General features: G+C 60.8%; 25 protein-coding genes. 16 read left to right on the top strand and 9 right to left on the bottom strand.

All coding sequences use genetic code 11. The annotated features are described in order from the left end of the window. The first annotated feature begins 271 nt into the window (after nucleotides 1-271). The 3 genes from PMI03_RS07570 to PMI03_RS07560 are packed head-to-tail and all read left to right on the top strand — an operon-like array spanning nucleotide 272 to nucleotide 2687. Nucleotides 272-1579: a TadE/TadG family type IV pilus assembly protein gene (locus tag PMI03_RS07570; RefSeq protein ID WP_174053636.1), complete on the top strand. Its 1308-nt coding sequence runs from the start codon at nucleotides 272-274 to the stop codon at nucleotides 1577-1579. Continuing rightward, the gene (locus PMI03_RS07565; RefSeq protein WP_007691575.1) at nucleotides 1576-2106 is read left to right on the top strand and encodes a TadE/TadG family type IV pilus assembly protein; all 531 of its coding nucleotides are present in this window, start codon (nucleotides 1576-1578) and stop codon (nucleotides 2104-2106) included. Before PMI03_RS07570 ends, PMI03_RS07565 begins: the two co-directional genes overlap by 4 nt. Next, entirely contained in the window at nucleotides 2106-2687 is a 582-nt protein-coding gene (locus PMI03_RS07560; RefSeq protein WP_007691573.1) for a TadE/TadG family type IV pilus assembly protein, read from the top strand. The genes PMI03_RS07565 and PMI03_RS07560 overlap by 1 nt, the downstream gene beginning before the upstream one ends. Before the next feature lie 22 nt (nucleotides 2688-2709). On the opposite strand, the gene gcvA is transcribed toward PMI03_RS07560, so the two are convergent. Together gcvA and PMI03_RS07550 are read right to left on the bottom strand one after the other, a co-directional pair. Further along, on the bottom strand, nucleotides 2710-3714 hold the full coding sequence (gcvA, locus tag PMI03_RS07555) for a transcriptional regulator GcvA (RefSeq protein WP_007691570.1): 1005 nt from the start codon (nucleotides 3712-3714) through the stop codon (nucleotides 2710-2712). Beyond that, complete coding sequence (locus PMI03_RS07550; RefSeq protein ID WP_039973686.1) at nucleotides 3711-4784, bottom strand: LLM class flavin-dependent oxidoreductase; 1074 nt, start codon at nucleotides 4782-4784, stop codon at nucleotides 3711-3713. The genes gcvA and PMI03_RS07550 overlap by 4 nt, the downstream gene beginning before the upstream one ends. A gap of 276 nt (nucleotides 4785-5060) precedes the next feature. On the opposite strand from PMI03_RS07550, the gene PMI03_RS07545 reads away from it, so the two are divergent. From PMI03_RS07545 to PMI03_RS07500, 10 genes are all read left to right on the top strand, one after another. After that, complete coding sequence (locus PMI03_RS07545; protein WP_007691565.1) at nucleotides 5061-5792, top strand: SDR family NAD(P)-dependent oxidoreductase; 732 nt, start codon at nucleotides 5061-5063, stop codon at nucleotides 5790-5792. Nucleotides 5793-5824: 32 nt separating this feature from the next. Beyond that, nucleotides 5825-6886 carry an LLM class flavin-dependent oxidoreductase gene (locus PMI03_RS07540; RefSeq protein ID WP_007691563.1) on the top strand — a complete coding sequence of 354 codons (1062 nt, stop codon included), beginning with the start codon at nucleotides 5825-5827 and terminating at the stop codon, nucleotides 6884-6886. Between the two features lie 117 nt (nucleotides 6887-7003). After that, a complete protein-coding gene (locus tag PMI03_RS07535; RefSeq protein WP_007691561.1) occupies nucleotides 7004-8245 on the top strand; it encodes a branched-chain amino acid ABC transporter substrate-binding protein in 1242 nt (413 codons plus the stop codon). Continuing rightward, nucleotides 8242-9339 carry a branched-chain amino acid ABC transporter permease gene (locus PMI03_RS07530; protein ID WP_007691559.1) on the top strand — a complete coding sequence of 366 codons (1098 nt, stop codon included), beginning with the start codon at nucleotides 8242-8244 and terminating at the stop codon, nucleotides 9337-9339. The genes PMI03_RS07535 and PMI03_RS07530 overlap by 4 nt, the downstream gene beginning before the upstream one ends. A gap of 3 nt (nucleotides 9340-9342) precedes the next feature. Then, nucleotides 9343-11013, top strand: coding sequence for a branched-chain amino acid ABC transporter permease (locus PMI03_RS07525; RefSeq protein WP_007691558.1), 1671 nt, complete (start codon nucleotides 9343-9345; stop codon nucleotides 11011-11013). Next, nucleotides 11006-11821, top strand: coding sequence for an ABC transporter ATP-binding protein (locus PMI03_RS07520; RefSeq protein WP_007691556.1), 816 nt, complete (start codon nucleotides 11006-11008; stop codon nucleotides 11819-11821). Before PMI03_RS07525 ends, PMI03_RS07520 begins: the two co-directional genes overlap by 8 nt. Next, nucleotides 11818-12534, top strand: coding sequence for an ABC transporter ATP-binding protein (locus tag PMI03_RS07515; RefSeq protein ID WP_007691553.1), 717 nt, complete (start codon nucleotides 11818-11820; stop codon nucleotides 12532-12534). The genes PMI03_RS07520 and PMI03_RS07515 overlap by 4 nt, the downstream gene beginning before the upstream one ends. A 2-nt stretch (nucleotides 12535-12536) precedes the next feature. Then, on the top strand, nucleotides 12537-13055 hold the full coding sequence (locus tag PMI03_RS07510; protein ID WP_007691551.1) for a flavin reductase family protein: 519 nt from the start codon (nucleotides 12537-12539) through the stop codon (nucleotides 13053-13055). 30 nt (nucleotides 13056-13085) lie between these two features. Further along, entirely contained in the window at nucleotides 13086-13841 is a 756-nt protein-coding gene (locus PMI03_RS07505; protein WP_007691548.1) for an SDR family NAD(P)-dependent oxidoreductase, read from the top strand. A 13-nt stretch (nucleotides 13842-13854) separates the two neighbouring features. After that, entirely contained in the window at nucleotides 13855-14226 is a 372-nt protein-coding gene (locus PMI03_RS07500) for a VOC family protein (protein ID WP_007691546.1), read from the top strand. Between the two features lie 45 nt (nucleotides 14227-14271). Here PMI03_RS07500 and PMI03_RS07495 read toward each other — a convergent pair whose 3' ends face one another. After that, a complete protein-coding gene (locus tag PMI03_RS07495; protein ID WP_007691544.1) occupies nucleotides 14272-15435 on the bottom strand; it encodes a M20 aminoacylase family protein in 1164 nt (387 codons plus the stop codon). 647 nt (nucleotides 15436-16082) lie between these two features. On the opposite strand from PMI03_RS07495, the gene PMI03_RS07490 reads away from it, so the two are divergent. From PMI03_RS07490 to PMI03_RS07480, 3 genes are all read left to right on the top strand, one after another. Next, entirely contained in the window at nucleotides 16083-17789 is a 1707-nt protein-coding gene (locus PMI03_RS07490; protein ID WP_007691542.1) for a peptide ABC transporter substrate-binding protein, read from the top strand. A gap of 74 nt (nucleotides 17790-17863) precedes the next feature. Next, a complete protein-coding gene (locus tag PMI03_RS07485) occupies nucleotides 17864-18874 on the top strand; it encodes an ABC transporter permease (RefSeq protein ID WP_007691539.1) in 1011 nt (336 codons plus the stop codon). After that, the gene (locus PMI03_RS07480) at nucleotides 18867-19787 is read left to right on the top strand and encodes an ABC transporter permease (protein ID WP_007691534.1); all 921 of its coding nucleotides are present in this window, start codon (nucleotides 18867-18869) and stop codon (nucleotides 19785-19787) included. Before PMI03_RS07485 ends, PMI03_RS07480 begins: the two co-directional genes overlap by 8 nt. A gap of 39 nt (nucleotides 19788-19826) precedes the next feature. Here the strand turns inward: PMI03_RS07480 and PMI03_RS07475 are convergent, their stop codons facing one another. The 6 genes from PMI03_RS07475 to PMI03_RS07450 form a co-directional block, all read right to left on the bottom strand. Beyond that, a complete protein-coding gene (locus PMI03_RS07475) occupies nucleotides 19827-20573 on the bottom strand; it encodes a GntR family transcriptional regulator (RefSeq protein ID WP_007691532.1) in 747 nt (248 codons plus the stop codon). A 58-nt stretch (nucleotides 20574-20631) separates the two neighbouring features. Then, nucleotides 20632-21981 (bottom strand): aspartate aminotransferase family protein, encoded by a 1350-nt coding sequence (locus tag PMI03_RS07470; RefSeq protein ID WP_007691529.1) that lies wholly within the window; start codon nucleotides 21979-21981, stop codon nucleotides 20632-20634. Continuing rightward, nucleotides 21978-23054: a phosphotransferase gene (locus PMI03_RS07465; protein WP_007691527.1), complete on the bottom strand. Its 1077-nt coding sequence runs from the start codon at nucleotides 23052-23054 to the stop codon at nucleotides 21978-21980. The genes PMI03_RS07470 and PMI03_RS07465 overlap by 4 nt, the downstream gene beginning before the upstream one ends. A gap of 114 nt (nucleotides 23055-23168) precedes the next feature. Next, nucleotides 23169-24596, bottom strand: a complete 1428-nt coding sequence (locus PMI03_RS07460; RefSeq protein WP_007691526.1) for an amidase — start codon at nucleotides 24594-24596, stop codon at nucleotides 23169-23171. 16 nt (nucleotides 24597-24612) lie between these two features. Then, a complete protein-coding gene (locus tag PMI03_RS07455; RefSeq protein ID WP_007691523.1) occupies nucleotides 24613-25965 on the bottom strand; it encodes an aspartate aminotransferase family protein in 1353 nt (450 codons plus the stop codon). 40 nt (nucleotides 25966-26005) lie between these two features. Further along, nucleotides 26006-26842 (bottom strand): ATP-binding cassette domain-containing protein (locus PMI03_RS07450; RefSeq protein WP_007691521.1); only part of this gene is annotated, 837 nt, incomplete at its 5' end.

Raw genomic sequence — 26842 nt, 5'->3', positions numbered from 1 at the left:
GCGGGACAGCCGTGGATAATATTTTTGATATAACTAACTCTACTATTGGATGCTAACTATACATCATTACTAAGATACGAAGTGCGAATAAATATCCAGATTACGCAGAAAACATCGACGAAGACTGTGATTTTGTTCGGTAGATGTAAGAATCCATGAAAGATTAACTTTCGTATGGCCGTGATACCCATCACTTTTTCGTAGATTTAGGTGATGGTGGTTCTTGAAGCTGGATTTTTTAAATAACCGATTCTTCGCAATATTTCGCGCGATGGGAAGGAGCCGCGGCGGCAACGTAGCAATCGTTGTTGCTCTCACCCTCGTGCCGATGCTCCTCGCGGTCGGTGCCAGCTTTGACTATATCCGCGCCTACAACGTTCGCCAGAGCATGCAGAGTGATCTCGACGCGGCGCTGATCGCCGCGGTCAAGAATGTCGACGCCGGTGATACGGATGCCCTCAAGCAAAAGGTGTCCGACTGGTTCCATGCGCAGACGGAGAGCAGCTACTCTCTTGGCGATATCGAAATCGATACGACCAGCCATAGCATAACGGCAACAGCGAGCGGCACTGTTCCCACGACGCTGATGAAGATCGCCAATATCAATACCGTCCCCGTCAGCGTCGCAAGCTCCGTGAAGGGACCGGCATCGTCCTACCTCAACGTCTACATCGTGATCGACAAGTCCCCATCGATGCTGCTGGCGGCGACGACTGCGGGTCAGCAGGCGATGTATAAGGGCATCGGATGTCAGTTCGCCTGCCATACCGGCGATTCACACACGATCGGCACCACGACCTATCCCGACAATTATGCCTATAGCACGGACAAGAAAATCAAGTTGCGCGCGGATGTTGCCGTGGATGCCGTTCATGAAGTGATCGACATGATCGACACCAATGACAAGAATCATGAGCGGATCCGGGTCGGACTCTATAGCCTAGGTGATACGATCACGGAGGTTCTGGCACCGACTCTGGACACGACAACCGCGAGCAAACGTCTGGACGATCCGACAGCCGGCCTTACCAGCGCAACCTCGACGACCTATACCTATTTTGACGTCGCCCTGGCAGCGCTGAAGAGTAAAGTCGGAACGGGCGGAGACGGCTCTTCCTCGGCGACACCGCTCAAATTGGTTCTCCTGCTGACGGACGGGGTCCAGTCCCAGCGCGAATGGGTGACCGATGGCGTGATCTGGAAAAACAACAAGCCGATATCCGGGCCATACTGGTACAAGGTCGCTCCGTTCAATCCGGACTGGTGCGCCAATATCAAAAAACAATCCGCCACCATGGCGGTTCTCTATACCGAATATCTGCCGATCACCACGGACTGGGGCTACAACGCAACCGTGGGATCGACCATGGCGAGCGCCAACTGGAAAAGTACCTGGGGTGGCACGATGGAGAGCGGCGTGCCAACCAGCATCTCGCGACGCGACTATATCCCCTATGCGCTGTCCGACTGTGCATCCTCAAAGGGTCTGTTCATGTCCGCGTCCTCGGCCACGGATATCACGAACGGCCTGTCGGCACTCTTCACACAATATCTCGCCTCCGTTCGGCTGACTCAATGATGCGAGCAAGGCCCTTTGCATCGTTCCGCCGCCTCCTCGCTGACCGGAAAGGCGTGGCCGCGATCGAGTTCGCGCTCCTGGCCCTGCCGCTGTTCATGCTGATCTTCGCGATCATCGAGATATCGGTGATGTTTTTCGTGAATTCAGCAATGGACGCATCGGTTCAAAAGATTTCTCGAATGATACGCACCGGAGAGGTTGCTTCGTCCAAGATCAGCCAGGCCGCTTTCAAAGCCAAAATCTGCGACGATATGCTTCTGGCGTTCAGTTGTTCCAGCAATCTCCTGGTCAAGGTCGACATACTCTCCGATCTGTCGTCGGCCACCAGTGCCAATCCCATCAATGCCAGCGGCAATCTTGCCGTGACCGAGACCTATAATATCGGCAAGGGCAGCGACTTCGTTCTGGTTCAGGCATTCTTGCCCTGGGACGCCGTCGTCAACTTCTTCACGTTTTCGAGCAACAAGATGGCCGACGGCCGCTATCTGCTCGGCTCCTCCGTTCTGTTTCGCAACGAGCCTTTTTGATGATGAAACGGAGCTTGCCCATCCACCGGTTTGCCGCATTCTGCCTTCGCCGTCTGGCGCGTGACCGGTCCGGCACTTCGGGTGTGGAATTCGCAATCGTCCTGCCGATCCTGCTGCTCCTGCTTGTCGGAACCGTCGATCTCGGCCATGCGCTCACGGTTAGCCGGAAGATCGATGAGATCGCCTCCACCACGGGCGACATGATTTCGCAGCAAGGCACCTGGACGAAATCCGACGTCGCCAAACTTCTTTCCGGAGCAAGCTTCATCCTGCAACCCTATGACACCACAGGTCTCACGATCACGGTCGCGGTGGATGACATCAGCAAAAGCGGCAACGCCACGGTCAACTGGTCAGCCGCGCTTAATACGTCTGCCTTGACCTATGGGGCGGCAACGCCGATCGACGTCCCCTCGCAGATCAAGGAAACGGGCGTACAGGTCGTGCTGACCCGCGTGCAATACACATTGACGACACCCGTCTCGGCGCTGTTTGCAAGCTTTACCGGAACGAATGGCTACAGTTTCGACCGCCACTTCTTCAATCGGCCGAGGGCCGGGAACACGATCACCTATAAATAGCTAAAGGTCTTTCGTCGTAGCTTCAACCGGCTTCGGCACCCTCGGCGCGGATCCATTGGCGGAATTCGGCGACGGCGGCTTTTTCGGAAAAATCCGGGCTGGTCAGGATGTGGTAGCTCTCTCCACTTTGTATCTCGATATTGAAAGGGCGGATCAATCGTCCGGTCTTGAGGTCGTTTTCGACAAGCATGTGGTTGGCGAGCGCAATTCCCTGGCCCTGTACCGCGGCATCCAGCAACAGGCCGGCATCGTTGAAATAGAGCGTCTCATCGAAATTGACGCTGCCGACGCCGGCGGTTGCGAACCAGGTGGCCCAGAGGCTGGAATTCATGTTCTGCAGCAGGGTATGGTGGGCAAGATCGCCGGGGCTGACGATCGGAGGCCCTTCGCGCAGGACGGAGGGGCTGCAGACCGGGAACAGCTTGTCGGGGCCGAGCCTTTCCACCCTTGCACCCTGCCAGTCGCCGCGCCCCCAGCGAATGGCGACATCGATATCCTGGCGATCGAAATTCACCGTGTCGTTGGAGGCGAGCAGCGTTACCTTGATCTGCGGATTGAGCTGCATGAAACGCTTCAGTCGGGGCACCAGCCAGCGCGAGGCAATTGCCGGCGGCGCGTTGATGCATAGCACCGTCGGCGCCATGGGGTCGACGATGCGCTCGCAGGCGCGGGCGAGCAGGGCAAGCGATTCATGCACGGCGCTTGCAAGCTGGGTGCCCTCGCGTGTCAGCTCGACCCGACGCGGCAGGCGGCGAAACAGCCGCACATCCAACAGATCCTCGATCTGGCGGATCTGCTGGCTGACCGCCGATTGCGTCACGCAAAGCTCGTCGGCGGCAGCGGTGAAGCTGCCGTGGCGCGCGGCCGCCTCGAAGACGCGAAACAGGTTGAGCGGCGGCAGTCGATTCATGCGGCGCCCCGAACCTCCGGATGGCTGGCAGTCCTGCGGTGCAGTCGGCACCGCCTCATTCGTGGCGATCTCGATCGCCTCTCCCAGCAACTTGGTTCCGAAGGGGCGTTCGTTCATGCGGCATCCCTTAACGTCGTGTTGCGCAGTTCCACCAGACCCTCGAGCTGGGGGATGACATCGCAGCCGAAACGCTCGATGGAGGCGAGCGTTTCCCGCCGCCCGATGCCGGCAAAACCCATGAAGCAGGAAAGATGCGTCGGCTTGAGCGCCTCGATTTCCCCGGCGAGTTTTTCCGCGCAATAGCTTGCCGGTCCGATGACGGCGTTGTCGAGGAAATCGTCAAGCGGCGGCTCGTCGTTAAGCGGCATCAGGCGAAGGAACGGGCCGTCCCGCGTGGGGTCGGCCGTCGAAAGCGGCACGGCCGCCCGGGCGAGGTCGCGTACGCACTGCGCCGCATGGCGCGCGTCGTCGCGGTCCTCGGTGACGTAGACATAACGCTGTACGGCAAGCGGCATCGTGTCCGGGTTGCCGCCGGCGTCGGCCCAGCTCGCGGCAATCCTGTCTTTGAAACTCCGCGCCGCGCTCAGGCCGCGATGGCCGAAGCTCATGAAGGGTGTGTGATTGCCCCTGACCATGCGCGCAATCGGATCGGGGTGGCTGGTGGCGACGAAGACGTCTGGCATGGCGAGGCCGAAGGGACGCATGGAGAGTTCGGTGCGAGGGATGGAGAAGTGCCGGCCGCTGAATTCGACGACGCCGGCGGTGAGCCCCTGTTCGAGGATCGTCCAGGCTTCGAGCATGATCGAATGCCGTTCTTCCGGCTGCACGCGAAACCGCTCGAATTCGTGCGGCTGGTAGCCGCAACCCAGTCCGAGCACGAGCCGCCCATGCGTCAGGAGATCGGTGAAGGCAGCCTCCTGCACCAGGCGCAGCGGATCATAGAACGGCAGCGCCAGCACGGCGGGCGCCAGCCGGATCTGCTTGGTCTCGGCGGCGCAATGGGCAACCATGAGCATGGAGGAGGGGCAGATCGAATGATTGGTGAAATGGTGCTCCGCAAACCATGCGACATCGAAGCCGAAATCCTCGGCCATTTTCACAGCGTCGACCGTCGTCTTCAGCACGGAGGCCGGCGACGTGTTCCTGTCGTAGAGCCCCATCAGGTTAAAGAGGCCGAGCTTGACCATATTTGTCTCTTTCCCTAGTCCCGGCCTGCGTTTCGGCGCGGACGGCATTTGATTTTCTCCGGCATTCGCCAGGTAGCCTAAATGATAGGCATGGATCGGTCGGCCCACAAATTAGCTTATCTAATGTGCACGACAGTACAGCTTCAGTCAGCCTTGTCATAGCGTCTGCGCTTATCGGGTCATGAGAAGAGATCGTTTGCTGATTATCCAAAGACCGGAGACAGTCCCCCATCGACATTCGAAACCGGCAAGGTGAGGCCGGCCAAGCGGGGTATCATGAAGAACCAGACCATGATTGTAACGGGCGGTGGCAGCGGGCTCGGCAAGGCCGTCTCGCTCGGACTTGCGGCGGAAGGCGTGCGTGTCGCGATCATCGACATCGATCCGAAGGCCGCCGACGCGGTAGTCGCCGAAATCGAATCTTCCGGCGGTGCGGCATTCGCGATCATCGGCGATATCACCACCCGCGCGAGTGCCGCCGCGCTCGTCGGTAATGTCGTCGCCAGAGCGGGCCGCGTTCATGGCCTGTGCAACTGCGCCGGCGTCTACCCAAGACGGCCGATCCTCGACATCAGCGACGAGGACTGGGATTTCAGCTTCTCGGTCAATGTGCGCGGCCTCTACGCCGTCTCCGTCGCCGTCATCGCGCATATGAAGGAAAATGGCGGCGGCCGTATCGTCAATGTCGCTTCCATCGACGCTCTGAAGTCCCATCCGAAGAATGCACACTACGCGGCGATGAAGGCAGCGGTGGTCAGCCTGACCAAAAGCCTCGGCGAGGCCTGCGCGCCGGACAATATCCTCATCAACGGCGTGGCACCCGCCGGCATCGCGACGGAAAAGGCGCGTGCGGCGGGCTTTCTGCCGGAGCTTGCGGCCCAGACCGCCATCGGCCGCGCCGCCGAGCCAGAGGATGTCGCCGATGTCATCGTGTTCCTCCTCTCGGAGAAGAACCGGTACATGGTCGGCGAAACCGTCGCCATCAGCGGTGGCTATTTCATCGCCTGATCCATTTCCCCAATCAAAGCAGGGCACTCAACATGCATTTCGGCATTTTCAACCTCATGAGCCTTCGCGACAATCCGGGCGGGATCGGCGGCATCATCGAGGATACGCGCACCATGGTCCGGCTTGCCGAGGATATCGGCTTCGAGATTGCCTGGTTCGCGGAGCACCATTTCACCAATTATTCGATCAGCGTTTCACCGCTGATGGTTGCCGCGCATATGGCGGGCATCACCAGCCGCATCAAGCTCGGCGCCGGCGTCGTCGTGCTGCCGCTCTATCACCCGATGCGCGTGGCGCAGGAGATCGCACTTCTCGACCAGTTGAGCGGCGGCCGGGCCGTTCTCGGTGTCGGGACCGGATACCAGGCCTATGAATTCGAGCGCTATGGCGCTGCGGTGGCGGAGAAGACCGATATCTTCCTCGAATACTGGAGCATCGTCGAACAGGCGCTGACGGAAGGACGCGCGGCGCTGAAGGGCCGCTATGTCGATGTGCCGGAAGCCGTCTTCACGGTGCGGCCCCAGCAAAGACCGATGCCGCCGGTCTATTGCACCTCGCCGCATCCGCCGATCTTGAAGGCGCTCGCGAGATGGGGCGGGATTCCGTTCGTCACGGCCGGCTGGCGCGGATCGCAGGCGCTTCCCGGTATTACCGAGAAAGTACGGGAGGCCTGGGTCGCCGGAGGTCTGGATGGCAGATCGATGCCGGTTGCCCTGCAACAATACGTCCATGTGACCGACAGCAAGGAAGAGGCGCTGGAGGCAGCCGAACGCGCCCGCTGGGTGGGGAGGCTGGTGCACGGATTGCGCAGCAACGTGTTGACGCTGGACGGCTCGCATGTGGTTGCCGCTCCCTTTCCGGACGAGCCGCCGCTTGAGGTCTTCCGCGACAATCTCCTGATCGGCGACGCCCATTATGTTGCTGAAAGGCTGATCGCCGAAATCAGGACGCTCTGGCCCAGCCATTACAATTGCTTCTTCCAGTTCGGCGACATGCCGGTTGCCCGCGCGCGGCGCTCGCTCGAGCGCTTTGGTGCAGAGGTACTGCCGCTTGTCGAGAAGGAGTTGGGTCCGCTCGACAGGATCGGCCGATAGAAGCCGACTATAGACCGCATAGGGAAGGAAACGCCTCGGAAGGACAGACAGGGAATTTCAGCAGATGACGTGAACGCAACGACGCTCACGGGGACAATCGAACCAGAGGGAAACGACATGTTGAAAGAATTCGCAGCAGCGGCGTCGCTTACGACACTGCTCATGACGACCATTGTATCTTCATCTTCCGCCGAAACGCTGGGACCCGTGACCGACGATATCGGCGTCGTGAAAATCGCCAAGGGAGATCCCATCCTGATCGGCGGTTACACCTCGCAATCGGGCGGTGACACCAACCAGGGTATCGACGAGTTGCGTGGGGCGGAAATCGCCATCGCGGATCAGGGCGGCAAGGTGCTGGATTTCCCGGTGAAGCTTCTCGGTGAAGACGCCCAATGCACCGCCGAGGGCGGGCAGACCGCCGCCACCAAGCTTGCCGGCAACAAGCAGATCATCGCTGTTGTCGGCCCGACCTGCTCGAGCGGCGCGCGAGCCGGCCTTCCAATCCTTGCCAATGCCGGGATCCCGAGCGTCGGCATCGGTGCGACCGCTCCGGCATTGACCGCGGCGGATCGCCCGGCCGAGTTCAAGGGTTTCCTGCGCGTCGTGCCGAACGACCTTCTGAGCGCCTCCTTCACCGTCGATTACGCCGTCTCGAAGCTCGGTTTGAAGACGGTCGCCACGATCCATGACGGCAGCCCTTATACCGAACAGCTGGTGAGGGCTTTCGAGAAGGATTTCACCGCCAAGGGCGGTATCGTCGTCGCCAGCGAAGCGATCTCCCCGACCGATACCGACATGCGTCCGGTGCTGACGCGCATCTCCACCAAGAAGCCTGACCTGATCTTCACCCCAGTCTTTACCTCTAGCATCGGCTTCATTCTGCGTCAGCTTCCGGAAGTGCCGGATCTTGCCAAGACGACGGTGATCGGCGGCGAAGGTGTCTTCAGCGCCAATGTTATCGAGGCGGCGGGCAAGGATATTGTCGGCTTTCGTCTTGTGGGACCGTCGACCGAACTCTTCTCGGAACGGTTTCCGGTCTTCGTGAAGAAGTTCAAGGATGAGTATGGCGAAGCGCCCACCGGCGGTTTCAGCGCCTATGGTTATGACGCCACGCTGCTGACGCTGGATGCGATCAAGACGGCGGCGAAAACCGATGCCGAGGGCAATCTCTACATCGGCCGCAAGGCTCTGCACGACGCCATGATGGCCTCGAAGAACGTGCCTGGGCTGACCGGTATGCTCTCATGCAACGCCTATGGCGATTGCAGCGCTGCAACCTATGCCGTGTGGCAATTCGTCAGCGACGATGCCTCATCCTTCGCGCCCGGCGAAAACCCCAAGCGGATCTACCCATGAACGCGCGTGCCGTCTCCGTGACGATCAGCGACGGGATATCGGAATGGCTGCGCAGATCGATTTGGGTCGATCATCTCATGCTCGCCATCCGTATCGCCGTGGCGGTGGTCGTCCTGGTGGGGCTTGCCGGCGGAGTGACCGCCGGCACCTACTCTCTCACCAATTTCGTCTCTTTCGTGGTCTTCGGGCTGACGATCGGTAGTGTCTATGCCCTGATCGCGCTTGGCTACACCATGGTCTACGGGATACTGAGGATGATCAACTTCGCGCATGGCGATGTGATGATGATCGGTTCCTTTGCCGGTCTGTTCGCGGCGCTGGCGCTGGCGGATGCCGGCCTGACCAGCGCCGCGCCGCTTTTGGCGCTGCCCATCGTGCTGGCGGTCGCCATGGGAACCGGGGCGGCGGTGTCCATGACCATCGAGCGCATTGCCTACCGGCCGTTTCTGCACGTCCGCTCGCTCGCGCCGCTGATCTGCGCGATCGGTCTGTCCTTCGTGCTGCAATATGGTGCCCGTGGATTGTTCGGCACCCGCAATCGCGCCTATCCGTCCTTTGGCTGGATGGAGGGAACGGTCAACCTTGCCGGCCTCGTCATCCCCATTCCGCAGATCGTTGCGTTTGTCTTTGCGGCGATCGCGCTCGCCGGCCTGGCCGCCGTGGTTCGCCTCACTCCCCTCGGCAAGGCGATGCGCGCTGTTTCCGAAGATCGTGACGCGGCGGCCCTGGTCGGGATCGATGTCTCCCGCACCATCGTCTTCACTTTTGCGATCGGCGGTGCGATGGCCGGTGTTGCCGGCGTTCTCTACGCGCTGGTCTTCAAGCAGATCACCGTCTTCATCGGCTTTTCGCTCGGCATCAAGGGCTTTGCGGCCGCGATCCTCGGCGGTATCGGCAATCTTGGCGGCGCCATGCTCGGCGGCCTGGTTCTCGGGCTTGCCGAGGCGCTCGGGCCGGCGCTCCTGCTGGAAGGATACGGCCTGCCCGCGCCTTACCAGCTCAAGGATGTGATCGGCTACGGCATGCTGGTGCTCATTCTCATCTTCAGGCCGCAGGGCCTGCTTGGCGAGCGGCTTGCCGCGAAGAGGGCCTGAGCCATGTCCTTCAACGTCGTCACTTCATCCTACAGGCTTGTGCGCAAACGCCGGAGCGCGGCGCGAGAAGCCTTGCGCATCGGCGTGCTCGCCGGTCTTTCGGCCGTGGCTTTCGCGCTGATCGGCGCCTATGTCCTCATGGACAAGCGCTTCATCGTCGAAGACACGCTCACCCTCTCGCAGATCGTGCTCGCGGTCACGGCATGCGTCGCCGGCTATTGCGGCGCGAGGGCCGCGGACGAAATCGGCCTATCCAAAACGCCCAAATTTGCCTGGGGCGCAGTCGCCGGTCTCATCGCCGCCATTTGCCTCATTCTCATGCTGGCCCTGGTCGCGACGACCAATATCCGCACGATCCTGGTGGCTGCTAGTCCTATGCTGTTGAATGCCATGAGCTTCGGTTTCGCGAGGGCATCGTGGCAGTCCTTCGCCGCCATTCTGGCGGGCGCTCTGGTCTTCGCCCTTGCCGGAGCAGGACTAGCTCAACTGGGTAGAAACCTGCGCCGCGCAATCCTGACGGGCCTTGCAACGGCGCTTATCGCTGGACTGTTTCGCGACGTTCTCGTCGCGACGATACAAAATCTTCCGGGCGGCGTCTCGCTTGCTCGCGCGGCATTCGGATCCATGGGGCTCAATCCGCTGGCCTGCGGCGTCCTCATCGTAGCTGCCGCGCTGATGTCCTACATGAGGTCCTTGCGGCCAGCGTCTCCGCGCAACGGCCAATCGCGGCTTGGGCTTGCGGCACTCCTGGTCGCGGTTCTGCTGCTGCCGATGATCACCAGCGATTTCGTGGCGCAGATCGCCATGCTGGTCGCGCTTTACATGCTGATGGGCATGGGGCTCAACATCGAACTCGGGCTTGCCGGCCTTGTCGATCTTGGCTTCGTCGCCTTCTTTGCGGTCGGTGCCTATACGATCGCACTGCTCTGCTCCGACGGACCGCTGGCGATCGCCGACATCTCCTTCTGGCTGGCCATGCCGATTGCGATCGGCTTGGCCGCAACGGCCGGCTTCCTATTCGGTCTGCCGGTGCTGCGCGTGCGCGGCGACTATCTGGCCATGGCCACCCTCGGCCTTGGCGAAATCGTCCGGGTTCTCGTTCTCTCGGACGCTCTGGCGCCGATCCTTGGCGGTTCGCAGGGCATGATCGGCATCAAGCGGCCCATGCTCGGTGACATCGTGCTGAACCAACCCACCGAACTCTATTACCTGGCGCTGGCGCTTGCCGCCGTGGTCGCCTTCATTTCCTGGCGGCTTCAGCGCTCGCGCATCGGCAGGGCCTGGCTCGCCCTACGCGAGGATGAGGATGTCGCGCAGGCACTCGGGATCGATCCGGTCGCTTCGAAACTGGTCGCCTATACGGTAGGGGCCGCTTTTGCAGGGGCAGCCGGCGCCGTCTTCGCGGTACTGATCGGTTCGGTCTTCCCGTCTTCGTTCCAGCTCCTGGTATCGATCAATGTGCTGGCGATCCTCGTCATCGGCGGGCTAGGCAGCCTGCCCGGCGTTCTGGTGGGCGCGGCCGTCTTGATCGGCCTGCCGGAACTTCTGCGCGAGTTCGGCGAATTCCGCTATCTCTTCTATGGTCTGGCGCTCGTTGTGATGATGCATGTCCGTGCCGAGGGGCTGTGGCCGGTTAAGGTCGCTTCCGCCGGAAAGGGGGCCGCCCATGGCTGACGTGGATAAGCTTCTGGAAGTCGACGGCCTCTATAAAAGCTTCGGCGGCCTGCACGCGGTCAACAACGTTCATCTGAGCATTGCCGCCGGCAGCATCCATGCCATCATCGGGCCAAACGGCGCGGGCAAGACTTCGTTATTCAACTGCATCACCGCCTTCGTCAAACCCACCGCCGGGACCATCCATCTTGCCGGCGAGCGGATCGACGGTCTTCCTGCTCATCGCGTGGCGCGATACGGCATTGCCCGTACCTATCAGAACGTCCGGTTGTTTCCGGATATGACGGCGGTGGACAATGTTCTGGTTGGGCTGCATCGCCGGTTATCCTGCCCGATATGGCAGGCCGTTGTCGGCACGCCGCGATATCGGAGGGAAGAACGCGAGGCGAGAGAGAAGGCCCACGAAATCCTCTCCTTCACGGGCATTGAAAACAGGGCGAACGAGCTTGCCCGGCATCTCTCCTATGGCGACCAGCGGCGGCTGGAAATTGCCCGGGCGATCGTTGCCGGTCCACGTCTTCTGATGCTCGATGAGCCGGCGGCGGGCATGAACCCGTCGGAAGGTGTGGCCCTCGTGGAGCTTATCGAGCGAATCCGGAGCCGGCTCGGTATTACCGTCATCCTGATCGAGCATCACATGAAGGTGGTGATGGCGGTTGCCGAGCGCATCACCGTCGTCGATCGCGGCACGGTCCTGACGGAAGGGACGCCATCCGAAATCCAGGCCGACGAGCGGGTGATATCAGCCTATCTCGGCAGTCGCCGCGTCCGGGCGCCGCAAGCGGACAGGAAGGTGGCCGTCGAATGAAATCCCTCGAAGTCAGAAACCTGACTGTCGCTTATGGTGAGATCGCTGCCGTGCGCGACGCGAGCTTCCATGTCGCGGCCGGCACCATCGCCACCATCGTCGGCGCAAACGGCGCCGGCAAGACCACGATCCTCAATGCGCTTTGTGGCCTGCGGGACGTGCGATCCGGCGCCGTGCTCCTCGACGGGGAGGATATCACGGCACTCCCGCCGCATTTGCGGGTGCGCGAAGGTCTTGCGCAGGTCCCAGAAGGGCGCCGCCTGTTTGGGCGCATGACGGTGTTTGAAAATCTTGAGATCGGCGGCTTCGCACGCAAGGACAAGACGGGACGCAAGCAGGATCTGGACAAAATACTCGAGCTCTTCCCGCGCCTCGCCGAGCGGCGGCGTCAGATTGCCGGCACGCTGTCGGGTGGGGAACAGCAGATGGTTGCGATGGGACGCGCCATGATGACCAAGCCCGGCGTGCTGCTGCTGGACGAGCCGACGATGGGCCTTGCGCCGCAGATCGTCGATACCGTTCTGGACGCGGTGCAGAGCATCAATCGCCAGGGTGTGACGGTGCTGCTGGTGGAACAGAATGCTTACCGTGCGCTCGAGATTGCCGATCATGCCTTCGTGCTGGAGACCGGCGAGGTCACGCTTTCGGGTTCGGGTGAGGAGCTGCTCAACCATTCCCGCGTGCGCAGTGCCTATTTGGGAGAGGAGAAATGAACATGTCATTCGGATCGGCGGCAAATAGCTGTATCGACCCGCCCGTGGCCGCGGACGATTTTCGTGCCGCCATGCGCGAATTCGCCGCCGGCGTCACCGTCGTCACCACGCTTTCGAAGGACGGAAAGCGTGGTTTGACGGCAACCGCCGTCTGTTCGCTTTCCGCCGAACCGTCGACGCTGCTTGCCTGCATCAATCGCAGTTCCGACGGGTACAAGGCGATCTGCGAGAGCGGCTTCTTCTGCGTCAATGTGCTGGCGGCCGAACAAAGCGAGGTCGCCAGCCGCTTTGCCGGACGCGACGGAATTCGTGGCGAAAGACGCTTCGATCTCGGCGATTGGCATAACATGCGGACCGGCGCGCCGGCGCTTGCCGATGCGCTTGCGGTCTTCGATTGCCGCACGGCCGGAACTCTCGATTGGGGTAGCCACACCATTTTCATCGGCTCGGTGGTTGCCGCGCGCGTGCAGCCCGGCCGCCCCGGACTGATCTATCGCGCCGGCAGTTTTTACGGCGCATGATCGATTAAATTGAATAGGGAACTTGACCTCATGACGCGTCTGGATGGGAAAGTGGCAATCATCACCGGAGCCGGGTCCGGCATCGGCCGGGCAATGGCACAGGCCTTCGTGACGGCTGGCGCCCGGGTCTTCGCCGCCGATCTCAGCGCCGAAAGGCTGGAGGAGACGGCGGCGATCATCGACGCACCGGAAAGCTTTGCAACCCACGTTGCGGATGTCAGCAAACCGGAACCGATTGCCGGCATGCTGGCGGCGGTGGAAGCCCGTTTCGGTCCGCCCGAGGTGGTTTGCAACAATGCCGGCGTGCTCGATCGCATGGCGCCAGTCGACGAAACTGACGATGCTCTTTGGCAGCATGTGCTTGATGTCAACCTTACCGGCCCGTTCCTGGTCACCCGTGCCGCGCTGTCTGGCATGTTGCAACGCGGCGCCGGTATCTTCGTCAACACTTGCTCCATCGCAAGTTTCCAAGGGGGCAGGGCGGGGTTTGCCTATACGGCCACGAAGCACGGCGTGCTTGGCCTTACCCGTTCGGTGGCAGCGGCCTATGGCGATCGCGGCATACGCTGCAACGGCATTGCACCGGGGTCGGTGAAAACCAATATTGCATCAGGCAGCGAACCGTCTCCATCGGGATGGGAGCTGAGAAAGAAGGGGTTGCCGACCCGGCCGCCGCAGGCGACGGGGGACGACATCGCGCCCATCGCCGTGTTTCTGGCCTCTGAAGACGCCGCCTATATCAACGGAGCCTGCATCGTCGCCGATGCAGGCTGGACAGTCTACTGAAGCGGGAGGGACGATGCCTGTAAAACGTCTGCAGAATACATGGCTGGTCGCAGGAGATGTCGCGGCGACCAGGGATTTCTACGAGCACCTATTGGGGCTGGAGGTAAAATTCGCCGACGGTAGCCGCTGGGTACAGTTTACCGCCGGCGGCACGAATTTTGCCATTGGGGCGATCGAGGAATATCCCGCTGGACTACAAGGCAGCCCATCAGGTGCCATTCCGGTCTTCGAGATCGATGACATGGATGACCGAAGGCAAAAGCTCGCCGCAAGTGGCGTGGAGGTGCTGGAATTCCGCGATATGGGATCGCATGGTCGCATACTGACCCTTCGCGATCCCGACGGCCATCTCGTTCAACTGTTCGAGAAAGCGCCGCAAGTCTGATAGCGCTCGCCTTTCCGATGCGTGTTCGTCGCTGGTGCTACAGCATCATGCCGCGAGGGCTTTTTCGGCCATCGTCACCCAATAGCTGATGCCATAGGGCAGCACGTCGTCGTTGAAATCGTAAGCCGGATGGTGAAGGCCGGCGGTGTCGCCATTGCCGATGAAGATGAAGGCGCCGGGGCGCGATTCCAGCATGTACGAGAAGTCCTCCGCTCCCATGCGCGGCGCGGTGTTGGCCTCGACGGCGGAGGTGCCCGCAACCGAGCCCGCGACGCCGATTGCGAATTCCGTTTCGTTGTCGTGATTGACGGTGACCGGATAGCCGCGATGGTAGTTGACGTCCGCCGTCGCGCCATGCGCCATCGCGGTTGCCTGCGCCACTTCCTTGAGGCGCTTTTCGGCGAAGTCGCGCGTTTCGGGAAGAAGCGTGCGCACCGTTCCCGTCAGGGTGACAAAACTCGGAATGACGTTATGGGCCGTGCCGCCATGCGTCGTGGTCACCGAGATGACCAGCGATTTCAGCGGATCCATTCCGCGCGAGACAATCGACTGCAGGGCAATCACCACATGGGCGGATGCCAGCACCGGATCGATCGAGAGATGCGGCGCGGCGGCATGGCTGCCATTGCCGTTGATCGTGATTTCGAAACTGTCGGCAGCAGCCATAAGCGACCCCTTGCGGATTGCAAAACTGCCGACCGGGATGCCGGGCGAATTGTGCATGCCGTAGACTTCACTGATGCTGAACTTGTCCATCATGCCGTCATCGAGCATGGCCAGGGCACCAGCGCCGCCTTCTTCGGCCGGCTGGAAGATCACAGCGACCGAGCCTTTGAAATTGCGGGTCTCCGCTAGATATTGGGCAGCCCCCAGAAGCATGGCTGTGTGACCGTCATGGCCGCAGGAATGCGCCTTGCCGGGCACTTTCGACGCCCATGGTTTGCCGCTGGTTTCGGTGATCGGCAGCGCGTCCATGTCGGCGCGGAAGCCGATCGTCGGCCCGTCACCATGCCTGCCCTTGATGATGCCGACCACGCCGGTCTTGCCGAGGCCGGTTTCCACGACGTCGCAGCCGAATGCTTTCAACTTCTCCGCGACGAAGCTCGATGTCTCATAGACATCGTAGAGCAACTCCGGCGTCTCATGCAAATGGCGGCGCCAGCCGGCGACTTCTTCCTGCATCTCGGCGGCACGGTTCAATATCGGCATTCTCTCGTCCTCGCTCGTCCGGGTCTAGGGGGATATGGCGGTATATTGCGCTTCGCAAATCTGATTTTGCAAGCTTCAACTTTCATTCTTGAACGAAAAATAGGCCTGTGCTTAGATGGCTCAAAATTTGAGCATCGCCTTTGACGCGAGTGCCGACAAACGGGAACAATAATAGCGGGCGGCGGCTGGAGAGAATTCCTGCACGCATAAATGGTTGAGTTCTGATTGAAAAGAACTGAGCAATTTCAGGAGGTTATTATTCTGTCGATTTGCGAAGATCCGCTGGTGGTCGCGGATGGCTTGTGCCTGAATCGGTCGGGACGACCAAGGGGTGCAAAGCCCTGTAGGGTCGCCAAACCGATCGCCCAGGTCGCCAAACCGATCGCCCAGGTCGCCTTCCGGCGCTGCCGACAGCCTCTGTCGCCCAAAGCCTCTCCGTCTCATTCCATCATGACAAGTGAAATCAGTGAGCGGCGCGATGTCGGCCAGTGGCGGGCCGATGCCATGCTCTCGATTGCGCGAATTCGCGCCCCGACGAGCCATCTTTCGGCGAATGGGCGCATTCGGAACTGAGCCTTTGCGAGGCGGCATATCGGATATGCCGCCTCGATCATTCAACACACAAAAATCACATAGGGGAAATCAAGATGAAGAGACGCAATATCCTTCTTGCCAGCGTGGTTGCGGCATTCGCCATGGCAGGCTCCGCCGCCCATGCGGAACGCGGCAGCGATGGTGAGCTGAAGATCCTGTTCTGGCAGGCTGTTTCGACGCTCAATCCATATCTCTCTGGCGGCACCAAGGAAGTCTACAGCTCGTCCATGGTCATCGAACCGCTGGCCCGCTACGACGAAACGGGCAAGCTCGTTCCGACACTGGTGACGGAGATCCCCACATTGGAAAACGGCGGCATCTCGGCGGATATGACGAGCATGGTCTGGAAGTTGAAGCCAGGCCTCAAATGGTCTGATGGCACCGACTTCACGGCCGACGACGTGGTGTTCACATGGAAATATTGCACGGCGCCGGATGGCGGTTGCGCGCAGAAGGCGCAGTATGAAGGCATCAAGTCGGTGGAAGCTGTGGATCCGCACACGGTCAAGATGACCTTCACCGAGCCGAAATATTATCCCTATGGCGCTTTCGTCGGCGGCCAGTCGCCTATCATCCAGAAGGCGCAGTTCAAGGATTGCGTCGGTGCCGCAGCACCCGGCTGCACATCCGCCAATTTCGGGCCGATCGGCACCGGCCCCTTTGTCGTCAAGGAGTTCAAGCCGAACGACGTCATAACCTTCACGGCCAACAAGAATTACCGTGATCCGGCCAAGCCTGCCTTCGCCACGGTAACGCTCAAAGGCGGCGGCGATGCGGTATCCGCGGCCCGCGCAGTGCTTGAAACCGGCGAATATGACTATGCCTGGAACATGCAGGTCGAGCCGGAAATCCTCGCAACCATGGTGGCTGCCGGCAAGGGCGAGCTTGTGACGGCCTTCGGATCACAGGTCGAGCGTATCAACATCAACCATTATGCCGTCGACCCGTCGCTCGGCGAAAAGCGCTCGACCAAGGAAGCCGGCCCGCATCCGTCATTGTCGGACCCGGCCGTTCGCCGTGCATTGTCGATGGCGATCGATCGCGACGTTATTAACGAGACCGGTTACGGCGCCGCCGGCAAGCCGACCTGCAATATCGTGCCCGGCCCCGAGGTCTATGCCTCGACGGCGAACGACTGGTGCCTGAAGCCGGATGTCGATGGTGCCAACAAGCTTCTGGACGAGGCCGGCTGGGTCAAGGGTTCGGACGGCATCCGCGCCAAGAACGGTGTGAAGCTCTCCTTCCTCTACCAGACGTCGACCAACTCGGTGCGTCAGGCCACACAGGCGCTCGTCAAGGACATGTGGGCACAGATCGGCGTCGCTGCGGAACTGCGCAATGTCAGCGCCTCCGTCTTCTTCGGCGGCGATCCGGCGAGCCCGGATACGTTCCAGAAATTCTATGCCGACGTGGAAATGTACACCAACAACTTCGATGGCACGGACCCGGAAAAATATCTGGCGGAATGGCTGTGCAACAAGATCCCGGCTCCCGAGAATGGTTGGCAGGGGCAGAACATGCCGCGTTACTGCAATCCGGAATATGACAAGCTCGTCACTGAATTGTCGAAGACGGCCGATCTCGCCAAGCGCGCGGAAATCGCCAAGAAAGCCAATGACATGCTGACGGAAGAGGGGGCTCATATCCCGCTCATCTACCGCGGCCAGGTCTCGGCGCGCTCCGTGACCCTGGATGGCGTCAAGATCAACGGCTGGGATTCCGAACTTTGGAACGTCGCTGACTGGTCCCGCAAGAAGTAAGATGCAGCGATCGCCGGCTCCGTTTTCAGACGGAGCCGGCGTTTTGCGTCGCCTGAAGGTCTGGAGACTTTCCGATGTTTAACTTTACCCTGCGACGGCTGTTCTTTGCCGTGCCGACATTGCTTGTTATCAGCTTTGTCATTTTTGCTCTTCTCGACCTCGCGCCCAATAATCCGACCGGCGACCTGCCATTGACGATCCCGCCGGAGGTCCGCGAACAGATCCGCGCAGCGCTTGGTCTCGATCAGCCCTTCCTGATCCGTTATCTCAGATGGCTGCATCAATTCTTCATCAACGAGCCGCTGAATATTCTCGAACAGATCACCGGCTGGCAGTTCGGCGATGGCCACAGATTGCGGGTGCTCTCATGGGCAACACGCAGCCCGGTGGTCGATCTTGTCGTCCAGCGCATGCCGCAAACGCTGTGGGTGGTGGGCCTGTCCTACCTGTTTGGCGTGTTGCTGGCGATCCCGATCGGCGTTCTCTCCGCCTACAAGCAGTATTCAATCTTCGACCAGATAGGCACCTTCATCTCCATGGTCGGTTATTCCGTACCGACCTTCTTCACCGGCGTGCTGCTGATCGTCGTCTTCAGCTCCTATCTGCACTGGTTCCCGTCGGTCTACGACACCAATCTGCGCGTGACGGACTGGTCCAGCTTCGTGGCACAGGTCAAGCAGATGTTCTTGCCGGTCATGGTGCTGACGCTCTACAATGTCTCGCATATCAGCCGCTTCGTGCGCGCCTCCATGCTTGATAATCTGCATCAGGACTATGTCCGCACCGCGCGCGCTAAAGGCGTCAAGGAAAAGACCGTGCTTCTGGTCCATGTGCTGCGCAACAGCCTGATACCGGTCGTGACCGTCATCGCGCTTGGGGTGCCGACGATTTTCTCCGGCGCCATCATCACCGAGCAGGTCTTTCGGGTGAACGGCCTTGGCCAGCTTTTGATCGTGGCCGTGCAGGGCGGGGATATCCCGATGGTTCAGACCCTGACCTTCATCTTCGCCGTGCTGATCGTTCTCTTCAATCTGATTGCCGACGTGCTCTACGGCATTCTTGACCCGAGGATCCGTTATGACTGACATAACAGCAATCCCGACGACGGCTTTGACCGCGCCGCCACGCTCGATCATGGCTGCCACATGGCGGCAATTCCGGGCTCATAAGGGTGGCTTTGCGGGCCTGATCGTTTTCATATTCATTCTGCTGGTCGTCTATGTCGGCCCGCTCATCCACAGCGTCGATCCGAACAAGATCGACATCCGTGCCAAGAACCAGGGACCCTCCCTCCTTCACCCCTTCGGCACCGATAATCTCGGCCATGACATGCTGGCGCAGGTGATGGCGGGCGGGCGCATCTCGCTGGCGGTCGGCATCACCGCCATGCTGCTGGCGCTTCTGCTCGGAACCTTGGTCGGCGTCCTCTCAGGTTATTTTCGACGCCTCGACGGACCGCTCATGCGCCTGACGGACCTGTTTTTGGCGTTGCCGCTCCTGCCTCTGCTGCTGGTCATCATCATGCTGTTCCGCGACACCCTCCGTGCCTATTTCGGACCGGAAACCGGAATTTTCATCCTGATTGTCTTCGTGATTGGCGTCACGAAATGGATGCATACCGCCCGCATCGTACGAGGTGACGTCCTGACCATGAAAAAGCAGGAATTCATCATGGCTGCCAAAAGCAGCGGCATGCGGGAATACCGGATTATCCTGAAGCATATCCTGCCGAACGTCATGAGCTCCATCATGGTGTCGGCGACACTCGGCGTTGCTGAGGCAGTCATCACCGAATCGTCCCTGAGCTTTCTGGGGCTTGGTTTCCCGTCGGACTTTCCGACATGGGGACGCCTGCTTTTTGATGGTGCAAGCTTCCTGCAGCTCACGCCGTCCCGCGTGCTGTGGCCTGGTCTTGCCATTTCGCTGACGGTCCTCAGCGTCAACTATCTCGGCGATGCAGTCCGCGATGCGCTCGATCCGCGCATGCTGAAAAGCTGATGAGGTGAAGACCTTGTAGAGGCTGTGTGGAAGCAGCCTCTACCCCCTCGGTGTCAGCAGGGCGTCGAGAATGCCGGCGTTTTCTTCCTGTACGACGATGCCCGGATCTTCCGCCACGACGAAAGCCAGGACCTGTTCGATATCGTCGAGATGCTGACGCAATAGCCTGTATGCCTCGTCCTCGTTATGTGCGCGGATGGCCTCGTAGATAGCGCGGTGCTCTTCCACGACCTCGTCGAAATAACCCGACTTCGGATAGGCGCGGCGACGGACGCGGTCGAGCTGGCCGGTGGCGTTGCGGATCGTATGCCAGACATTGGGAAAGCCCGCAGCCCTGCTGACCAACTGATGAAAGGCATTATCGACGGAAAAGGCCTCGTCGTAGTCCTGCCGCTTGGCAGCATCCCCCTGCAGAAACATCAGGAGATCGAAATCCTTGTCGAAGACCGGATCATAGGTCCTGGCGGCGAGGCGGACCATTCGCAGCTCCAGGCTGGAGCGAACGATCTGCCCTTCGATGACGCCGCGAACGGAGATCTTGCTGATGAAGGTGCCGCCGCTCGGAACGACATTGACGAGGCCCTCCTGAGCAAGCCGCAGCACAGCCTCGCGCATGGGGGTTCGGGAGATACCGAGCTTCGCACAGGTCTCCTTTTCGCTCAGCATGGTTCCAGGCTCGAGCGCCATGGTGATGATGGCGTCACGTATGACGTTGTAGGCCCATTGTGCTTTCGGCTGACCGTTGCCGTCAGGCCGTAACTCAGGCCGCTTGATGCGCGCATTCACCCGGAATGATCTCCTCTCCCTGGCATTTTATCCTCCGGCTGGAACCCGGTATGGTCTTTCATACAATGTCTGTAAGCACGCTCTCCAGCGTTTCCAGAAAGATATCGGCGTGTTTGCGCGAAAATGGCAAGGGCGGCCGGATTTTCAGGACGTTTCCATGGATTCCGGCAGCACTGATCAGTACGCGGCGATCGCGAAGTCCGTTGACGACCGCAAGCGCCAGCGCGCCGTCCGGCGTGCGGCTGTCGCGGTCCTTGACGAATTCCAGCCCGAGGAACAGACCCGCACCTCGGACATCGCCGATGCAGGCGAACTTCCCTTGCAGCGTCCGCATGCCGGCAAGCATATGTTCGCCGGTCGTGGCGGCGTTCTCCATCAGCTTCTCGTCGCGGATGATGTCCAGCACGGCGCTGGCCGCGGCGATCGAGACATGATTGGCGCCGAAGGTGTTGAAATAGCGAACATCCTTGCCGAACCGCTCCTGGATCTCAGCCTTCATCACGGCGGCGGCAATCGGCATGCCATTGCCCATCGGCTTGCCCATCACGACAATGTCCGGCACGATCCCGTGGCGCATGAAGCCCCACATATGGGAGCCGGTGCGGCCAAAGCCGGGCTGGACCTCATCGGCGATATAAAGCGCACCGGCCTCATGGACCACATCCAGCGTCTTCTGCAGGAAGCCTGCCGGATCGGGCAGGATGCCGTCCGTCGAGAAAATACTGTCGGCGATGAAGGCGGCGGGGCGGATGCCGTGGCGGCGCATGAAGGCGATTGCCTTGCTTACGTCCTCGGCAAGCGCGTCCGCAACATCCCGGCCTTCGGCGCGATAGGCATCCGGCGCGAGAACCGTGATGACGTGCGGACCGAGGGGAACGCCCGAGCCTAGCGACGGTGAAATCTCGACGGCGGCGGCGGTGACGCCGTGATAGGCGTTCTCGGTGATGATGATACCCGTTCCGCCGGTATAGTAGCGGGCAATGCGCAGGGCCAGATCGACCGCCTCGCTGCCGGTGCAGGTGTACATTACCCGCTCGATTTCATCCGGGAAGGTGGCCAGCAAGCGCTCGGAATAGTCGAGAATGGTGTCGTCCAGATACCGCGTGTGGGTGTTGAGGACAGCCGCCTGCCTGGCGATCGCCTCCACGACGCGTGGATGGCAATGTCCGACGGAGGGCACGTTGTTGTAGACATCGAGATGCGCCTCGCCATCGGCGTCATAGAGCCACACGCCCTCGGCGCGCACCACATGCAGCGGATTGTCGTAGAACAGCCGGTAGGACGGCCCGAGCAATGCCTGGCGGCGTTCCACCATCCGGCGTTCGCGTTTGGGCAGGGTGGCCAGTTTCGATGCGTCGAAACCGTTGATCATCACGGGCGCGGTCTTCGCGGTTTCGGGGGACGTCATAGCTGTCTGTTTCCTTGCTGGCAGGCTGCGGTAAGCCGCGCGACGATGGTTTCGGTCGGAATGGCGTCGAGGCGGGCGAGCTGTGCCCAGACCGTCGGGGTGTTGCGGACATAGAAATCCCGGTTTTCGGGGAAAAGCCCGGCCCGCCACTGTGGAATGGCAAGGCGCATGACCATGCGGGTGAGGATGGCGGGATAGAGCACCGCAATCTCCTGCTCGGTCAGGCTGATAAGTGTCGAATATTCCACGAGGAAATCGCAGATTGCCTCGATTGGATCCGCAGCGTCGCCCATCTGGTAGGCGGCCCCCACAGCGACGTCGAACACCCTGGGCGCATGCACCATGTCGCCGAAATCGATGATGCCGCTGACCATCTCGGGTGTTTTGGAATCGACGAGGATGTTTTCCATGTTGAAATCATTATGCACCACCTGCGCGGGGAGCGAGGCCATAACGGGCATGATCTGTTTTTCGAAATTGTCCATTGCCGCTTCCAGCCGGCGGCGTTGCACTGGATCGGAGAAGACCGGCAGCAAATCGCGCATGCCGATGGCGTGCTGCATATCCCATGTGATGCGGTGACCGGCCGCCGGGTGGGTGAAGCTGGCAAGCGCTATCTGCATGCGCGCCAGCAGCCCACCGACATTGCGGCGCTGTCTTGGAGAATGCGGTGCAGCCTTCTGGGCGATGCCCGGCAGGAAGGTCACCATCCGCACGCCGCGTGTGCCACCGTCCGCGTCAGTCATGCGGAAGTCCGCCTCGCCATCCAGCGTGCGGATGATGCGCTGCACGGGGATACCGGGATCGACAGCCTCGACATGCAGCAGCGCCTGGCTGTGCATCGAGGTCATGCCTGGATCTTCGGCGGGATTGAGAACCTTGAAGAGATATTCCTGCCCGTCCGCCAGCGTCAGCCGATAGTTTGAATCCTTTTCGCCCCACAACCATTCGACACGGCCGTCCAGCCCGTATTTGTCACGGGCGATGGCTTCGGCTTGATCGGCGGGCACGGCCGCCGCGCCCGTTTTCAGTTCTGCACCGATACCGGCATCGCGGGTGGAGCTGCTTAACATGGGTTTCCTCTGTTTTCTTGTGCGTTCTGGGTCAGGCGCGGATGCCCCACATCCGCGCCTGACCGGCCTTCCTCTCCACGATCATGAAGGGGAAGTTTGTCTGCTGAAATACCACTACAGCGCGCGGGGTGCCGAAGGGAATTTTTCGGGAAAGGCCGCCTGATAGGCGGCGGCGAGTTTCAGCACGATATCGTCACGGTAGCGCGGGCCGACGAACTGCAGCCCGATTGGCAGATCGCCCGCGTCGAAGCCGCAGGGAACCGAAACGGCCGGCTGTCCCGTCATGTTGAAGGGATAGGTGAAGGGCGACCAGTCCGACCAATCCTTGCCTTCGATGCCGCCAGGAAAATCGACACCGGCCTCGATCGCCGTCGTCGGCATGGTGGGCAGCATCAGCGCGTCATATGTCTCGTGGAATTGCGCCATTCTCACTTTGAGATCAGCACGCACCTGTTCCGCGATCACATAGTCGATCGCGGTCAAGGCGCTGCCCATGGCGTGAATGCGCAGAAGGCCGGGGTCCATCAACTTCTTCTGTTCCTCGGTCGGATTGGCAAGATCCACCGTCCGCGCTTCCGCCGCATACCAGAGGGCCAGCAGCGCGTTCTGCGGGTTGGAGAAGCCGGGGTCGATCTCCTCGACAATGGCGCCCATCTCGGCCAGGCGGGATGCCGCCCGCTCGATCGCAGCGGCGACATCCGGCTGGACTTGGGCATAGCCAAGATTGCGGCTGTAGCCGATCTTCAGCCCTTTGAGGTCGGCGCCTTTTATGGCCTGCTGCCAGTCCGGAACGGGCGTGGGGCAGTAGCCATACATGGCATCGGCTGTCGGACCGGTGCTGGCGTTGAGAAACAGCGCGGCGTCCTCGACGGTGCGCGTCAGCGGGCCGCGATGGGCAAGCTCGAACAGCGGCGAGGGCGTATCGGACGGTATCCAGCCATAGGTCGGCTTGATGCCGAAGACGCCGCAGAAAGATGCGGGAATGCGGATCGATCCGGCACCGTCGGAGCCCTCATGCAGCACGCCCATATTGAGCGCGGCTGCAACTGCCGCACCGCCCGATGATCCACCAGAGGCACGATCGGTGCGCCATGGATTGAGCGTATTGCCGAATGCCGGGCCGTGGGTGACGCCCTTCCAGCCGAATTCCGGCGAGGTGGTGGTGCCGAGAATGGTGACGCCGGCGCCGCGCAGGCGCTTCATGATCAGGAATTCCTTGTCGGAAGGTTCCTTCGAGCCGAGCGCCGAGCCGCGCCGCCATGGAATGCCCTTGACGGGTGTCAGCTCCTTGATGGTGGTCGGAGCGCCATCAATGGGGCTGAGAGGCGCGCCTTTCTGCCAACGAGCTTCCGATTCCCTGGCGGCCGCCAGAGCCATCTCCGGCACGACATAGGCAAAGGCATTGACCGACGGATTGAAGCGCTCGATACGTTCGAGCGAAGCCTTGGCTGCTTCCACTGGGGAAGCCCGTCCGGATGCGAAAAGTGCGGAGAGTTCCGCTGCGCTCATTTCGCCGAGATCTGTTTTGACCGCTGTATCCATGACTATCAAATCTCCATCAGGCTCTTGTCTTTTCGACCGTGTCGAGCGCGCGGCCGACGGCATTGAACATATCGTCGATCTGCTCAGCGGTAATGATCAGTGGCGGGCAGAAGCAAAGCGCTTCGCCGATGTTGCGTGAGATCACACCCTCTTCCTCAAGGGCCGCCGAAACGGCCGCGGCCGCATCGCCAGGCTTGGCGTCGCCCCATGGTTTGATCTCCAGCGCGCCGATCAGCCCGACGCCACGCGACGAATGCGCCAATGGGTGTTTTGCAAGCTCCGCAAGCCGGCCGAGAAATTTCTCCTCAAGCCGCGCGGCATTGCCGACGAGATCGCGCTCCTGAATGATCTTCAAGTTTTCAAGACCGACCGCCGTCGCAACCGGATGCCCCGAAGCCGTGAAGCCATGGCCGAACACGCCGATGCGCTCGGATTCGTCGGCGATCGGCTGATAGAAGGCGTCGTTCATGATGATCGCCGAAAGCGGCATATAGGAGGAGGAGATCTGTTTCGAGACTATCAGCACGTCCGGCTTGATATTGTAGGTCTCACAGGCAAACATCTTGCCGGTGCGGCCGAAGCCGCAGATCACCTCGTCGGCGACCAACAGGATATCGTATTTCTTCAGGATCGCCTGAACACCTTCCCAATAGCCGGCCGGAGGAACCAGAACGCCGCCGGCACCCATAACGGGTTCGCCCCAGAAGGCGGCGATGGTCTCGGGGCCTTCCTTGAGGATCAATTCTTCCAGATCGTTCAGGATCCGCGCTGTGAAATCGGCTCCGCTCTCGCCGTCCTTACCGAAGTGCACATAGGAGGGGCAGGATGTATGGACCATCCGGTCGAGCGGCAGGTCGAAGCTTTCGTGGTTGCGCGGCAGGCCGGTGATCGAGGCAGCAGCGATCGTGACGCCGTGATAGCCCTTGATGCGGCCGATGATCTTCTTCTTGTCCTTGTTGCCAAGCGCGTTGGAGCGATACCAGACCATCTTGCAGGCGAGATCATTGGCCTCGGAGCCGGAGGAGGTGAAGTGAACCTTCGACATCGGCACCGGCGCGATCTTGATGAGCAGTTCAGCAAGATCGATCGAGGGACCATGCGTCTTGTAGGAGAAGGTATGGTAGTAGGGCAGCTTCTCCATCTGGGCCTTGGCGACGTCTGCCAGGCGCTTCTCGCCGAAGCCGAGCGCCACCGACCACAGCCCTGCCATACCCTCGATGTAGCGTTTGCCGTTATTATCGGTGACATAGATGCCGTCACCGGATTCGATCACCAGACCGCCGGTTTTTTCATATTTGCGCAGGTTTACGTTGGGATGCATCTGATAGGCGATGTCCCGGCCTTCGATGGAATTGGACATGATACGCATGTGCAGTGGCTCCTTGGACGTTTCAGCTGTCCGTTCAAATTCAAGCACGTTTTGACATCATCTGCGATTCCCGGTCTCGGCCGGGGATCGCCTCGATCAGGCTCTGGGTGTAGGCGTGTTTTGGTGCGGTGAAGATGTCCGCGCCGGTGCCAAGCTCGACCACCTGACCCTTCTGCATCACCATCACACGGTCGCAGATTTGCGCGGCGACGCGCAAGTCGTGGGTGATGAAGACCAGCGACAGGTCGAGCTCCTTCTTGAGCTTACCCAGCAGCTCCAGCACCTGCGCCTGGATGGAGACGTCGAGCGCAGACACCGCCTCGTCGGCGATGATGATCTCCGGCTCCAGCGCTAAGGCCCGCGCGATGCCGATACGCTGACGCTGACCGCCCGAGAACTCATGCGGAAAGCGGTTGGCGCTCTTCGGATCGAGGCCGACCAACTCCATCAGTTCGGCAGCGCGCGACAACGCCTTCTTCTCGTTTTCGCCATAGGCGATCGGACCATCGGCAATGATGCGCCCGACTTTTTCGCGCGGATTGAGTGACGAGAACGGATCCTGGAAGATCATCTGCATGCGCCGGCGCATGGCGCGAAGCTCCGCGCCCTTCAGATGCGCCATGTCTTTGCCGCCGAGCAGAACGCGGCCGCTGTCCGGGTCCTGAAGCCGTACGAGACAGCGCCCGACCGATGACTTGCCGGAGCCGCTTTCCCCGACAATGCCGAGCGTCTCTCCCCGTCCCAGCGTGAAGGTTACGCCCTTGACCGCATCGACGGATTTCTGTTTCGAAAACAGCCCGCCACCCATGCGATAGGTCTTGGTGAGATTTTCGACCGACAGCACCGTTTCGCGTTGCGGCTGCGAGGCGCTGCCGCC

It is taken from the genome of Rhizobium sp. AP16 (assembly GCF_000281735.1).
Taxonomy (GTDB): domain Bacteria; phylum Pseudomonadota; class Alphaproteobacteria; order Rhizobiales; family Rhizobiaceae; genus Rhizobium; species Rhizobium rhizogenes.
This window is presented reverse-complemented; position numbering and strand designations above follow the sequence as displayed.